This window comes from Aeromonas sp. 603607 (genome assembly GCF_049171595.1).
Lineage (GTDB): Bacteria > Pseudomonadota > Gammaproteobacteria > Enterobacterales > Aeromonadaceae > Aeromonas > Aeromonas veronii.
The window spans coordinates 115,976-129,095 of sequence record NZ_JAAKOV010000004.1; the positions used below are offsets into that span (position 1 = coordinate 115,976).

At 59.6% G+C, this 13,120-nt stretch carries 12 protein-coding genes; 6 read left to right on the plus strand and 6 right to left on the minus strand.

From position 1 onward, the window contains the following. Nucleotides 1–51: 51 nt before the first annotated feature. On the minus strand, nt 52–1,842 hold the full coding sequence (gene ftsY, locus G5315_RS06020) for a signal recognition particle-docking protein FtsY (RefSeq protein ID WP_421332714.1): 1,791 nt from the start codon (nt 1,840–1,842) through the stop codon (nt 52–54). 110 nt (nt 1,843–1,952) lie between these two features. Here ftsY and rsmD point away from each other — a divergent pair, with 110 nt between their 5' ends. Both rsmD and G5315_RS06030 read left to right on the plus strand, forming a co-directional pair. After that, nucleotides 1,953–2,582 carry a 16S rRNA (guanine(966)-N(2))-methyltransferase RsmD gene (rsmD, locus tag G5315_RS06025; RefSeq protein WP_124930360.1) on the plus strand — a complete coding sequence of 210 codons (630 nt, stop codon included), beginning with the start codon at nt 1,953–1,955 and terminating at the stop codon, nt 2,580–2,582. After that, nucleotides 2,566–2,877 carry a DUF1145 domain-containing protein gene (locus G5315_RS06030; protein ID WP_042052536.1) on the plus strand — a complete coding sequence of 104 codons (312 nt, stop codon included), beginning with the start codon at nt 2,566–2,568 and terminating at the stop codon, nt 2,875–2,877. The genes rsmD and G5315_RS06030 overlap by 17 nt, the downstream gene beginning before the upstream one ends. A gap of 854 nt (nt 2,878–3,731) precedes the next feature. On the opposite strand, the gene G5315_RS06035 is transcribed toward G5315_RS06030, so the two are convergent. From G5315_RS06035 to G5315_RS06055, 5 genes are all read right to left on the minus strand, one after another. Then, on the minus strand, nt 3,732–4,718 hold the full coding sequence (locus tag G5315_RS06035; RefSeq protein WP_005339987.1) for a helix-turn-helix transcriptional regulator: 987 nt from the start codon (nt 4,716–4,718) through the stop codon (nt 3,732–3,734). 290 nt (nt 4,719–5,008) lie between these two features. After that, a complete protein-coding gene (locus G5315_RS06040) occupies nt 5,009–5,395 on the minus strand; it encodes a SirB2 family protein (protein ID WP_421203295.1) in 387 nt (128 codons plus the stop codon). Then, nucleotides 5,392–7,248, minus strand: a complete 1,857-nt coding sequence (locus tag G5315_RS06045; RefSeq protein ID WP_421332716.1) for a monovalent cation:proton antiporter-2 (CPA2) family protein — start codon at nt 7,246–7,248, stop codon at nt 5,392–5,394. The genes G5315_RS06040 and G5315_RS06045 overlap by 4 nt, the downstream gene beginning before the upstream one ends. Before the next feature lie 67 nt (nt 7,249–7,315). Next, entirely contained in the window at nt 7,316–7,912 is a 597-nt protein-coding gene (locus G5315_RS06050; RefSeq protein WP_005339958.1) for an NAD(P)H-dependent oxidoreductase, read from the minus strand. A 101-nt stretch (nt 7,913–8,013) separates the two neighbouring features. Continuing rightward, nucleotides 8,014–8,856, minus strand: coding sequence for a LysR family transcriptional regulator (locus G5315_RS06055; protein WP_164537854.1), 843 nt, complete (start codon nt 8,854–8,856; stop codon nt 8,014–8,016). A gap of 142 nt (nt 8,857–8,998) precedes the next feature. Here G5315_RS06055 and G5315_RS06060 point away from each other — a divergent pair, with 142 nt between their 5' ends. The 4 genes from G5315_RS06060 to G5315_RS06075 all read left to right on the plus strand — a co-directional run bounded on the left by G5315_RS06060 (nt 8,999) and on the right by G5315_RS06075 (nt 12,999). After that, nucleotides 8,999–9,721, plus strand: a complete 723-nt coding sequence (locus tag G5315_RS06060; protein ID WP_421332718.1) for an SDR family oxidoreductase — start codon at nt 8,999–9,001, stop codon at nt 9,719–9,721. Nucleotides 9,722–9,809: 88 nt separating this feature from the next. Continuing rightward, nucleotides 9,810–10,133 (plus strand): hypothetical protein, encoded by a 324-nt coding sequence (locus tag G5315_RS06065; protein WP_005357652.1) that lies wholly within the window; start codon nt 9,810–9,812, stop codon nt 10,131–10,133. A gap of 46 nt (nt 10,134–10,179) precedes the next feature. Continuing rightward, complete coding sequence (locus G5315_RS06070) at nt 10,180–10,611, plus strand: DUF411 domain-containing protein (RefSeq protein ID WP_421332719.1); 432 nt, start codon at nt 10,180–10,182, stop codon at nt 10,609–10,611. Between the two features lie 234 nt (nt 10,612–10,845). Beyond that, nucleotides 10,846–12,999: a S9 family peptidase gene (locus G5315_RS06075; RefSeq protein ID WP_421332721.1), complete on the plus strand. Its 2,154-nt coding sequence runs from the start codon at nt 10,846–10,848 to the stop codon at nt 12,997–12,999. The last annotated feature ends 121 nt before the right edge of the window (nt 13,000–13,120 follow it).

Below are 13,120 nucleotides of genomic sequence, written 5' to 3' on the forward strand. Positions count from 1 at the left end.
GGGCATGGAACACTTACTCATCACGGCAGAGCTGACTCATCACGGCCGGACTTATTCATCGCGGCTGAAGAGCGCCTCGATGAAGTCGTTGGCAACGAAGGGACGCAGATCGTCGATCCCCTCGCCCACCCCGATATAGCGGATCGGGATCTGGAACTTGTCGGCCACCGCAAAGATGACGCCGCCCTTGGCGGTGCCATCCAGCTTGGTGAGGGTGATACCGGTCAGGCCCACTGCCTCGCTGAACAGCTTGGCCTGGCTCAGGGCGTTCTGGCCAGTGCCGGCATCCAGCGTCAGCATGATCTCGTGGGGCGCCTCTTCATCCAGCTTCTTCATCACCCGCACCACCTTCTTGAGCTCCTCCATCAGGTTGCTCTTGTTCTGCAGGCGACCGGCGGTGTCGGCGATCAGCACGTCAGCCCCGCGGGAGCGGGCGGCCTCGATAGCGTCATAAATGACAGAAGCGGAATCGGCGCCAGTGTGCTGGGCAATCACCGGAATGTTGTTGCGCTGACCCCAAACCTGCAGCTGTTCGACCGCTGCGGCACGGAAGGTGTCACCCGCCGCCAGCATCACGCTCTTGCCTTCAGCCTGGAACTGCTTGGCCAGCTTGCCGATGGTGGTGGTCTTGCCGACGCCGTTTACGCCGACCATCAGGATCACATAAGGCTTCTTGCTGGTGTCGATCACCAGCGGCTGTTCGACCTTGGCCAGCATCTCGCCCATGTCCTGCTTGAGCAGGCCGTAGAGCGCCTCGGCATCCTTGAGCTGCTTGCGATCCGCGTGCTGCACCAGCCCCTCGATGATACGAGTAGTGGTATCCACACCGAGATCGGCGGTCAGCAGCTGGGTTTCCAGCTCTTCAAACAGCTCATCGTCGATCTTCTTGCCACGGAACAGGCCGAAGAAACCGGAGCCGATATTCTCCTTGGTGCGTACCAGACTGCGCTTGAGGCGAGCAAAGAAGCCCTCCCGCTGCGGTTTGTCCTGGGTGTCGTCGTCCACCTTGGCGGCCAGCGGCAGAGCGGCCAGGGCGGCAGCCTCAGCCTCCATCGCTGCGACCAGGCGCATATCTTCCGCTCGCTGGGCCTCTTTGGCGATACGGGCTTCTTCCGCAGCCTGAGCTTCGGCAGCGATGCGAGCCTCTTCCGCGGCGCGAGCCTCGGCGGCGATTCGAGCCTCTTCCGCAGCGCGAGCCTCGGCAGCAATGCGAGCTTCTTCCGCAGCGCGGGCTTCGGCGGCGATACGAGCCTCTTCCGCGGCGCGGGCTTCGGCGGCAATGCGAGATTCTTCCACAGCGCGAGCTTCGGCGGCGATGCGGGCCTCCTCTGCAGCGCGGGCTTCGGCGGCAATGCGAGATTCTTCCGCTGCACGAGCCTCGGCAGCAATACGCGCCTCTTCTGCAGCGCGAGCCTCGGCAGCAATACGAGCCTCCTCTGCAGCGCGAGCCTCGGCAGCGATACGTGCCTCTTCCGCAGCGCGAGCTTCTGCGGCAGTGCGAGCGGCTTCAGCGGCACGCTCCTCTTCGGCGATCAGCGCTTCGTTGACGATCACCGGCTCCAGATCGGAGGCACACTCCTCCACCACCAGCGGGCCGTGGTCGTCCAGCTCGGTCGGCAGGCAGCAATCATCTTGCAAAACGGGATTCTGTGCGCTGGCAGGCACTTCGGGGGCAACGGCCGGCGTACTATCGGAAACTGTTATATCGGAAACGGGAGCGGGGGTAGCAGTGACCTCGGGCTCAACGGTAACGGGGGTGGCTTGGGGTGTCTGTGGTTGGACAGCCTCAGCCTCTTCTTTCTTGCGGCCGAAACCCAGCCAGGAAAACAAACCTTTTGCCATCTAAAAATACTCACATCAAAGGCTGACTGCTAAGATAGCCGTCCCTTGGCGGGTCGGCATAAAAATGAACCGCCTTATACTACCACTTTATTTTCTGACGATGAAACGCGATGCCCAGAGTGAAATCCAGCCGTAGCAACCCGAGCAAGAGTCCCGCCCCACAAGGAAAATCGGGCTTTGTAAGAATCATCAGCGGCCAGTGGCGAGGCCGCAAATTGCCGGTCAAGGATGTGGAGGGGCTCAGACCCACCACGGATCGCGTCAAGGAGACCATCTTCAACTGGCTGGCCCCCCACATTCGCGGCACCCGCTGCCTGGATCTGTTTGCCGGTAGCGGCGGACTCGGACTGGAGGCGCTGTCGCGCTATGCCGAGCAGGTGACCCTGATCGAAATGGACAAAGGGGCCGCCGACCAGATCAAGAAGAACCTGACCGCTCTCGGCAGCAGTCAGGGTCAGGTGATCCAGTCAGATGCAGTGAGCTGGCTGCAAGGCCCGGCCACGCCGTTTGATCTGGTGTTCCTCGATCCGCCGTTTCGCCGCGAGCTGCTGCCGCAAGTGTGCGAACTGCTGGAGCAGCGCGGCTGGCTGGCAGCGGACGCCCTCATCTATCTGGAGCGGGAGAAGGAGATGGCCGATCTGGCGCTGCCCGCCAGCTGGCAACTACTCAAGGACAAACAAGCCGGTCAGGTCTGCTATCAACTCTATCTAAGGGAGGTAAACAATGAAGCGAGTCTTTAATCTGTTGGCGATGGGGCTGATATTGTTCTTCTGGTTTGGTGTGCTGATGAGCCTGATTGCCCCGCTGCCCGGCAAACTCAACGGCTTTCTGCCGGTCTGCGGCGTGATCGTCGCCCTGCTGCACTGGCTGCAGGCCAGCATGATCAAGGCAGCTTGCAAACGCTACTTCGCTGTCACCAAGGCCGAGTTTGTCACTGTGCTGATATTTGGCGTGTTTGGCATGGTCGACATTCGTCAGCGCCTGCAAGAGATCGTCAACGCCGCCCAGCGCGGCAATCTCTCGGACAAACCATAAAAGAAAAGGGGACGGCGGTAGCCGTCCCCTAGAGTCGTGTCGTCCTGTCCGTAGAACTGCAATGCTCCCTGCAATCCCTGACGTTATCCTAATCCTTTGGAATATCCCCTTTCCAATCCGTTGGCGTGTCCTGCGGCGTTCCTGGCCTGGCAATTCATCCTGAACTGCTTCCCTGTCTCCATCCTGGAGGTGTCCATTACCACGTCCTGTGGGGTTCCTTGCGTCTTCCTGACAGATAACCATCCGGGTTATCTCACTTCATCCTGAAGTATTCCTCTCGCATCCGGCGAGGTCCTGTTCATCCTGAAGAACGAGGTTCCGTTCGTTCTACTCCCATCCCGAGAGTGTCCTGCCGCATCCCGCGGTGTTCCTTTATTCATCCGTAACGATAATCATCCTGATTATCGAGCTCATCCTGAGGTGTCCCTTGTCCACATCCTGCGGACTATTCCATCTTTATGCGCTGCCCTGCATCCTGCCGGACCAGCTCCGTCCTTGTGAGACCCATACTAAGGAAATGCGCCCCCCGAACAAGGGCCATCCGATGATAAAGATCCGATGCAGCTCTCATCCCAAAAAACAAACTTAAAAACTAACCCTTTAATATCAGTTATTTATTTAGTTTCACGGGAAAGTTCGATCATTCTGGCATGGCTTCGCGTACGGCTCAAAGCGCCAGCCTCTTACAGTCGCTATGGCAGATCTCTTACACGGGTTTCGCCCCCAAAAACGGGGCAGGAAAACGGTTCAATCCTGACGTTAAGACTTAAAAATTAGTTGAATAAATATGCTTAAAAAAACCGCAAAAAAAGAGCCGAGACCAGGCTCGACTCTTCAACATTCCAATTTTTTAATCAGCTCAAGCGGTTGGCCGGATTGAGATAGGCCTTGCGCAACGATTCCGGTGCCAGCACCTCCAGTTCACCGCCGATGTTGTTCAACCAGCTGCGAAACTCCGGGGTGTCCTGCACTTCGGTCTCCACCACCACGCTGCGCTTGTCATAGCGGGTCATGCGCGGATTGTTGCCGGGGATCTGGTTATCCACCAGCGACTGGCTGTTGGCATCGATCCGGCCGACGAAGCGGATCGGGCCGCTCACATCCTGATAGCCCTGATCGCGGATCAGCTTCTGGATATTGAAATCCTTCGGCTGGGTGGCGCTGAAGTTGGTCAGCTCCACGTTCTTGATATGGTCAAACGGGATGCCGTAAACCTTGGGATCCAGCTCGGATAGTGTGCAGAGCAGGATCGGCCCGTCCGGCTGATTGAGAATGCCGAGCGGGTTGATACGGTCGTAGCAGAGCCAAACGGTGCGCTCTTTGATCACGCGCTGGATCTCGGCACTGAACTTGCGACCACGCCAGAGCGCATCGCGGATCAGGGTGCTGCGACGGATCTCCGGGTTGCCGGCAAACGGGCGCGGTGACTGGTGGACACTCTCCAGCCAGCGTTCGGCCAGTTCACTCTGGCTGTCGCGGATCACCTGGCTCGCCTTGTCGACCAGCGGATTCAATTCAGTCAGTACACTCGCCGGCAACAGTTGGCTCGCCTGATCACTCCAGGTTTTCAGGGCCACCGCCAGCGAGAGCGGCATGATATTGGCAAAGTCGTTGAGGCCGTGGCGCTCGAAGCACCAGCCATGGGGTTTGCTGCGCTCGTCCGAGGTGAGGTCGAACAGTCCCATGCCGGACATCTCCTCCAGGTCCCGTTGCACGGTACGCAGACTGACATGGATGCCTTCCTCTTCCAGTTTTACCTGAAGTTGGCTGGCGGTCAGCTTGTAAGGGCGGTGCGGGATGCAACGCGCCAAGGTCAGTTGTCGTAACAGCTTCTTACTCATGGTGCATGCCTTCACTGGTTTAGCGTTGACTCTATGCTAGTCGCAACTTGCGACAGTCTATGTCGTAAGTTTTGTAGCGACAACTGTCGCCATTTTCATACAAAACTACACATGCATTTGATTTGTAAGAAAAAATATGAATAAGGACGGCTAGCTTGACGTTTTCAGACAAGCTAAGCGCATCGAAGAAAACTAAATGGAGAGGCAGGCTAACATAGAGGGGCTTAGGATTTTTCTGAATCTGTTCTTTTGAGATAGCCGGAGGGAGGCAATCCTCCCTCCCAGCCAAATCACGTCAGCCACGACCAGGCTGACTTGGTGATGGCCGCACCGACCATGTAGCCAAACACCGCCAGTGCCGCCACACCGGCCACCAGCTTCTGGCCGCGGGCCGGACGCTTGAGCGCCATGACTCCCAGGCCGATATAGAGCACCAGTGCAATCAGCTTGGCCATCAGCCAGGGTTGTTGGCCGGGGCTCAACTGCAAGGCCACCGCCAGCAACACCCCAAACAACAGCAGGAAGGTGTCGTTGATATGCGGCAGGATCTTCAGCCACTTCTGCTGCAACCGATCGCTGCCGGCCAGCGCCAGACTCCAGCGATAGATAAAGAGCAGCAGACTGACCAGCGCCAGCGTCATATGCAGGTGTTTGAACATGGGGTAATAGGCAATCATTTTGCTTCCTTGTCGTCGTCGGGTAGCCCGCTGTTCCAGTTGTGGGCATGGATACGCTCCTGCCCCTCCTCATCGTCTTGCAACAGGTCGGAGAGGATCTCCCGGTATTGCAGGCTCTTGTTGATATAAGTGTGTTCGTCGTCCAGATAGTTGACCTGCTCGCGCAACAGCCAGTTATCGTGCTGCTTGAAGGTCTGCCCCGCCCGCCAGGCCTGGTTGGCCCGAAAACCGAGCTGGGTCAAGGCTTCCACCCCCAGATCGACCGCCGAACCCAGGGTTTCCCGGTGTACGCTCTCGACCCCGTGGCGCAGGATCTCGTGGGCATGGGGTCGATCCAGCGCTCGCGCCAGGATCTTCAGGTGCGGGAAGTGCTTCTGCACCATCTCGATCACCGCCAGCGAGGTAGCCGGATCGTTGATGGAGAGCACCAGCAGCTTCGCCTTGTGCGCCCCGGCGGCATGGAGCAGGTCGATCCGGCTGGCATCGCCATAAAAGACCTGATAGCCGTACTTGCGCAGGGTCTCTATCTGGCTGGCATCCTGCTCGAGGATGGTGGTGCCGATGCCGTGACCATGCAGCAGACGCCCCACGATCTGACCGAAGCGGCCGAAGCCTGCGATGATCACCGGATGCTCCACCAGATCAGGTTGCTCATGTTGCGGTGCGTCGCTCTGGTTACGGTAATCGAACCAGGGCTGGATCACCCGATCGTTGAGGATCAGCAGCAGCGGGGTGAGCGCCATGGAGAGCGCCACCACCAGCGTCAGCAGGGAGATGGTCTCACCGGGCAGCACCCGGTTCTGGGCGGCAAACGAGAAGAGCACAAAGGCAAACTCGCCCCCCTGTGCCAGCGCCAGCGCGAAGGTCCAGCGTTGACTCGGCGAAATGCGGATGATGAAGCCGAGCGCCATCAACACCAGCCATTTAAGCACCATCAGGCCAACCACCAGGGTTGGTATCAGGAAGGGGTGTTCGGCAAACAGCCCGAAGTCGATCCCCGCCCCCACCGACATAAAGAACAGGCCGAGCAGCAAGCCCTTGAACGGCTCTATGTCGGCCTCCAGCTCATGGCGATATTCGCTGTCGGCCAGCACCACCCCGGCGAGAAAAGAGCCGAGAGCGGGCGAGAGCCCCACCGACTCCATCAACACGGCGATAGCGATCACCAGCAGCAGGGCGGCGGCGACGAAGATCTCCCGCATATGGGACTGGGCGATGGCACGAAATACCGGCCGCATCAGATAGTGGCCACCCAGCACTATGCCGGAGATGGCCGCGACCACCAGCAAACCATGTTGCCACCCCGCCAGCTCGGAGCCTCCACTGCTGGCGACCGGCGCCATGGCCAGCAGCGGCAGCAACGCCAGGATAGGAATGACCGCAATATCCTGAAACAGCAGTACCGCAAAGGCGGAGCGACCGCTCTCGCTCTGCATCAGCTTGCGCTCCTGCAGGCTCTGCAACACGATGGCGGTGGAAGAGAGCGCAAGAATGAGGCCGATGGCCAGCCCCTGTTGCAGCGGCAGACCGATCAGGTGTGCCACGCCGGTCAGCGCCGCCGTGGTGAGCAGCACCTGCAGGCCGCCGGTGCCGAGGATCGGCCCCTTCAACTGCCACAAGAGGGCCGGACGCAATTCAAGACCGACCAGAAACAGCATCAGTACCACGCCAAACTCGGCGAAGTGCATCACATCCTTCTGTTCCCCCACCAGCCCCAGCAGGAAGGGGCCTATGATGATCCCCGCCAGCAGGTAGCCGAGCACCGAGCCTAGCCCCCAGCGTTTGGCCAGCGGTACCGCGATAACGGCGGCGGAGAGGTAGATAAAGGCATCAAACAGGATCCCGTGGCCCATCAGTCAGCCCTCCGTGTGAACATCAGATCCGGCTCATAAGCTCGGCCAGCAAGCTGCCCGTGTTTCATCAGAGCACCTCCAGCAAGTCGCGCAGATAAGGGCGCCCGGCCAGTTGCTCCGGGGTCAGCTGATCGTCACGCAGGGCGCAAAGCAGCTGGCGGTAATCCTGCCCACAGCGGCGCAGGGCGGCGGGATCCTTGATCTTGTGAAAGGAGTGCAGCACGAAAGGGGGCAGCCAGTTCATGCCGCACAAGGTGGCCGCCTGCTGAAATGGCAGCAGAAAATCGAGCAGCGGTCGGCTGTTGTAACCCTCGCTGCAGTAGGACTCCGGCGCCCCGCCGGTGGTGATGGCGCTCAGCCACTGCTTGCCCTTGAGGGCGTGGGCTTCAGGGCCGTAGGCATAGCCATACTCCAGCACCAGATCCATCCACTCTTTCATGATGGCCGGGCAGGAGTACCAGTAAAACGGGTGCTGGAAGACGATGATGTCGTGCTCACAGAGCAGCGCCTGCTCCCGCTTCACATCGATAAACATGTCGGGATAGTGCTGATAGAGGTCGTGAACCGTGACCCCCTCCAGCCCCTCAATCGCCTGCAACAGCTGCTTGTTGGCCCGCGAGCTCTGCAGCGCGGGATGGGAAAAAATAACCAGAATGCGTTTCATGACCACATCACCCGAACAAAGCCTTGCGGTGCAAGGCGAGGTAAACAGAAAAGGGGAGTCTGGGGAGCTGCATCGTAAAGGTGCACAGGAGAGCGACCTTATCAGGAAGCGCCATAGCCTGCCAACTCGGGGATCAGCTCCCGCAGCGCCGGATTGAGGGTCTGGTGGGCGGGATAGCAGAGCCCGATCCGGCGAAACATCCGCGGCCCGCTCACCGGCAGGGTACAGAGCCCCGCCTCATCCTCGACCAGCCCGTCCGGCAGAAAACTGATGCCGACCCTCGCCAGCACCAGCGCCATCACCAGCCCCTTGCTCTCGGCCTTTGCCACCAGATTGAGGGTAAGGCGGTCACAGGCCAGCAGGCCGATAGTCTGCTGATGGGCCTCACAGGGTGGGCACTCAATAAAATCATAATGTTGCAGCTCGGCCAGCTCGATCCTTTCGCGACTGGCAAGGGGATGGTCGACCGGCACGCAGAGCACGTAATCCTCCTCCCACAGCGGCAGGAAGATCTCGTCCTCCCGGCGCAAGGCATCCAGCGTCAAACGGCAGTCGGCGGGTGTGGTGTAGTCGGAGAGGGTGAGATCCAGTTGCGGCAACACGCGCTGTACTTGCTGCAACAGCCCGGCCACCCGGCGGCGACTCAAGTCCGGCATGATGGCGATATTAAGCCTCGCACGCGTCGCTTTCTGGCGAAACAGCTCCGGCAGACGGCGCGCCTCCTCCACCAGCTTGACCGCGTGAGGATAGAGATAGTGGGCCGGATCTTTCGCCACCACCCCCTTCTTGCCCCGGACAAACAGGCTGTCACCGAGCGCCTCTTCCAGCTGGCGCAGCCCCGCCGAGAGGGAGGGCTGGCTGACGTGGCAACGCTCGGCCGCCGCCGTGATGTTCTTCTCTTCATAGATGGCGATGAAGAAACGCAGCAATCTCAAGTCCAGCATAAACCAACCATAGTTTTTTCAGATGATAACCAGCGGAAAACAATATTTATCACTTATAGATGCAGTGACTATAGTGATTGGGTTCCGTGCTGGCCAGCCACCTGTTTGCTCAAACCGACTCTTGAATCAGAAGGAAAGACCCATGTCCAAATCTCTCGTCGTGATCACCGGTGCCTCCGCCGGGATCGGTGCCGCCATCGCCCGTGCCTTCTCTGCCGCCGGTCATCCGCTGCTACTGCTGGCCCGCCGGGTCGAGCCGATGCAGGCACTGAACCTGCCCGATACCCTCTGCATCGGGGTCGATGTAACCGACACCGCAGCCATGAAGGCCGCCATCCAGCAGGCAGAAGCCAAATTTGGCCCGGTCGGCTGCATGGTCAACAACGCCGGCGTCATGCTGCTGGGTCAGGCAGATGTGCAGGATCCCGCCGAATGGCAGCAGATGCTCAACATCAACGTGATGGGGGTGCTGAACGGCGTCCACGCAGTGCTGGCAGGCATGAAGGAGCGCCGCAGCGGCACAATCATCAACATCAGCTCCATCGCCGGTCGCAAGACCTTCCCGAACCATGCTGCCTACTGCGCCACCAAGTTCGCCGTGCACGCCCTGACCGAGAACATCCGGGAAGAGGTGGCCGATGTCGGCGTGCGGATGGTGACCATCGCCCCGGGTGCGGTCGAGACCAAGCTGCTCAGCCATACCACTGACGAGAGCATCAAGGCCGGTTACCACGACTGGAAAGATCAGATGGGTGGCGTCATTGCACCGGAAGTGATCGCCGATGCCGTGCTCTACGCCTGGAACCAGCCTGCCAACGTCTGCGTGCGCGAGATCGTGCTGGCGGCGACCCGTCAGCAACCTTAATCCTGGCTGACTGACACCATGGGGAAGGCTTGACCCTCCCCCGGGGCACAGGGTTACCATGTGCCCCTTGTTATTTTCGAGTCATTCCATGGTTCTCACCCGTCGCCAACTCGCTCACGCCCGTCGCTGGCTCCCCTTGTGGAGTCTGGTGCTGGTGTTGATGTCGTTTGGCAGCCGGGCCGCAACCGACCTCTGTACCCTGACCACCCACTGCAGCCAGAGCGAGCGCACCCTGGAAAAAGCAATGCCCTGCGGCAGCTTTACCACCGCCCTCTCGATGACGCTGGTAGGCAGCGACAGCCTGACGGTAGCCGTGCTGGAACCGGATACCCCCGACTTCGCCTCCCCCTCTCTCTTTATGCCGGACGCTCCGTGCGAGCGGCTCGAACGTCCCCCACGCATCCAGATCTGAAACGCATCCCGTATCGGGCATCTTTTCTTTCAATCTGAGGTGAGTGATGTACAAACCCCTGTTACTGGCCATGCTGGCCGGTACCGTCAGCTTGTCAGCCCTCGCGGCCGAGAAGATGACCGTCTACAAATCCAAATATTGTGGTTGCTGCCAAAGCTGGAACGAGCACATGGAGCAGAATGGCTTCGAACTGGACGTCATCGAAACCGAACAGCTCGGCGCAGTGAAGCAGCAATACGGTATCGCGCCGGAACTGGCTTCTTGCCATACCGGTATCGTAAATGGCTATGTGATCGAGGGGCATGTACCGGCCGCCGATGTGCAGAAGCTGCTCAGGGAAAAACCGGCGATCCGTGGCCTGACCATTCCGGGCATGCCCCAGAGTGCGCCGGGCATGGATATTCCGGGCCATCCCTATGAGGTACTGAGTATCAGCAACGAGGGCGCGACCAACCGCTGGTCGAGCTACCCAGGCTGACGAAAACTGGTCATGAGAGGGCACTCCCATATCATGTGAGGCACACCTGAGCGGACTCTTGCCGCTCATGGCCAGAAAGAGGGCCGCTATCGCGAGATAGCGGCTTTTTTTGATTACATTTCCTGCAATAACAAGGGATTGCTTGCAACCACCGGCAACAAGGGGCAGATTTAACGCCAATTCATGGAGCCGATGCTCAGGTCCACCAACCCTTTCCAGCGCCAAGGATGCGACATGTTTACCTTTTCCCGAGGAGTTCTGCTGCTAGCCTTTCTGACAGTTCTCCCCCCCACTTATGCCAATGAAGAGCCCGCCATGCTGACAAGCGAACATCCAATCCAGCCGCCCGTGGCCGCCAAACATCCCCGCACTCTGAAAAAACACGGGGATACCCGCATCGACAACTACTACTGGCTGCGTGACGACGAGCGGCAGAAGCCCGAGGTGTTGGACTATCTCAAGGCCGAGAACGCCTATACCGAGGCCATGCTCAAGCCGACCCAACCCCTGCGCGAACAGCTTTACAAAGAGATGGTCGCCCGCATCCCCCAGCAGGATGAATCGGTGCCCTATGTGAAGAATGGCTACCGCTACCAGACCCGCTATGAGCCGGGCAAGGAGTACGGGATCTATTCGCGCACCAAGCTCGGTGAAGAGCAGGCGAGTCTGCTGCTCGACAGCAACCTGCGGGCGGAAGGGCACGAGTTCTATGCCCTCGGCGCCCTTGAGGTGAGCCGCAACAATCGCTGGCTGGCGGTGGCGGAAGATTTCCTCTCCCGCCGTCAGTACCAGATCCAGTTCCTCGATCTGGAGAGCGGCCAGTGGGCCACCGACAAACTGGAAAATACCTCCGGCAATCTGGTGTGGGCCAACGACAACAAGACCGTCTTCTATGTGCGCAAGCACCCGCAGACCCTGCTGCCCTATCAGGTCTATCGCCATACGCTCGGGACGGATCCGGCCACGGACAAGCTGGTCTACGAGGAGAAGGATGACTCCTTCTACATCAGCCTCTACGCCACCACCTCGGAAGATTTCATCGTCATCGCCCTCTCCAGCACCACCACCGGCGAAGCGCGGCTGATCGATGCCAACCAGCCGGAGCACGCCCCCCGCCTGTTCCTGCCCCGCCAGGTGGATCACGAATACAGCCTGGATCACTACCGCGGCCGCTTCTATGTGCGCTCCAACAAGGACGGCAAGAACTTCGGCCTCTACGAGACCAAAGAGAGCCCGGTCGATCGCTGGAAGCCGGTGATTGCCCCCAATCCGGAGGTGCTGCTGGAGAGCTACGCCCTGTTCAAGGATTGGCTGGTACTGGAAGAGCGCAACAAGGGGCTGACCCGACTGCGCCAGATCAACTGGCAGAGCGGTGACGAGAAGGAGATCGCCTTCGACGATCCCGCCTATGTCACCTGGCTCGCCTACAACCCGGAGCCGGATACCAGCGCCCTGCGCTATGGCTACTCCTCCATGACCACCCCCGCTTCTACCTATGAGCTGGATATGGCGAGCGGCAAGCGCACCCTGCTCAAGCAGCAACCGGTGGCAGGCTTCAAGGCCGACCAGTACGCCAGCGAGCGACTCTGGGTGACCGCCCGCGACGGCGTATCGGTGCCGGTGTCGCTGGTCTATCGCAAGGACAAGTTCAAGAAAGAGCAGGCCGATGCGCCCAAGAATCCGCTGCTGGTCTATGGCTATGGCTCCTACGGCGCCAGCATGGATCCCGACTTCAGCAGCTCGCGCCTGAGCCTGCTGGATCGCGGCTTCGTCTACGCCATCGCCCATATCCGGGGTGGTGAAGAGCTGGGCCGTCACTGGTACGAAGATGGCAAGTTGCTGAAAAAGCAGAACACCTTCAATGACTTCATCGATGTCACCAAGGCGCTGGTTGAGCAAGGCTACGGTACCAAAGATCAGGTCTACGCCATGGGCGGCAGCGCCGGTGGTCTGCTGATGGGGGCGGTCATCAATCAGGCGCCCGAACTCTATCGCGGCGTGGTAGCGCAGGTGCCGTTCGTCGATGTGGTCACCACCATGCTGGACGAGTCCATTCCCCTCACCACCGGGGAGTATGACGAGTGGGGCAACCCGAACCAGAAGCGCTACTACGACTACATGAAGAGCTACAGCCCCTACGATCAGGTCAAGGCACAAGCCTACCCCAACCTGCTGGTCACCACCGGACTGCACGACTCTCAAGTGCAGTATTGGGAGCCCGCCAAGTGGGTCGCCAAGCTGCGCGAGCTGAAGACGGATGATAACAAGTTGTTACTGAACACCGACATGGACGCCGGCCACGGTGGCAAGTCGGGCCGCTTCAAAGCCTACGAAGATATCGCGCTGGAGTATGCCTTTATCCTGGATCTGGCCACCCCGGCCAACTGATCCATTATGACCCCGGCCCTTGTCACACAAGGGCCGCATAAGAATCCCCTCCTAGTTTTTCCCTCTTCCATTTCCCTTCATATCAAATTAATCTTCGGCTAGAAAATGAATGATCAAGGTC

Excerpts from the sequence above, each read along its gene's own strand:
- ftsY (WP_421332714.1), bottom strand. The coding sequence starts at position 1,842 with ATGGCAAAAGGTTTGTTTTCCTGGCTGGGTTTCGGCCGCAAGAAAGAA.
- rsmD (WP_124930360.1), top strand. The coding sequence starts at position 1,953 with ATGCCCAGAGTGAAATCCAGCCGTAGCAACCCGAGCAAGAGTCCCGCC.
- G5315_RS06030 (WP_042052536.1), top strand. The coding sequence starts at position 2,566 with ATGAAGCGAGTCTTTAATCTGTTGGCGATGGGGCTGATATTGTTCTTC.
- G5315_RS06035 (WP_005339987.1), bottom strand. The coding sequence starts at position 4,718 with ATGAGTAAGAAGCTGTTACGACAACTGACCTTGGCGCGTTGCATCCCG.
- G5315_RS06040 (WP_421203295.1), bottom strand. The coding sequence starts at position 5,395 with ATGATTGCCTATTACCCCATGTTCAAACACCTGCATATGACGCTGGCG.
- G5315_RS06045 (WP_421332716.1), bottom strand. The coding sequence starts at position 7,248 with ATGGGCCACGGGATCCTGTTTGATGCCTTTATCTACCTCTCCGCCGCC.
- G5315_RS06050 (WP_005339958.1), bottom strand. The coding sequence starts at position 7,912 with ATGAAACGCATTCTGGTTATTTTTTCCCATCCCGCGCTGCAGAGCTCG.
- G5315_RS06055 (WP_164537854.1), bottom strand. The coding sequence starts at position 8,856 with ATGCTGGACTTGAGATTGCTGCGTTTCTTCATCGCCATCTATGAAGAG.
- G5315_RS06060 (WP_421332718.1), top strand. The coding sequence starts at position 8,999 with ATGTCCAAATCTCTCGTCGTGATCACCGGTGCCTCCGCCGGGATCGGT.
- G5315_RS06065 (WP_005357652.1), top strand. The coding sequence starts at position 9,810 with ATGGTTCTCACCCGTCGCCAACTCGCTCACGCCCGTCGCTGGCTCCCC.
- G5315_RS06070 (WP_421332719.1), top strand. The coding sequence starts at position 10,180 with ATGTACAAACCCCTGTTACTGGCCATGCTGGCCGGTACCGTCAGCTTG.
- G5315_RS06075 (WP_421332721.1), top strand. The coding sequence starts at position 10,846 with ATGTTTACCTTTTCCCGAGGAGTTCTGCTGCTAGCCTTTCTGACAGTT.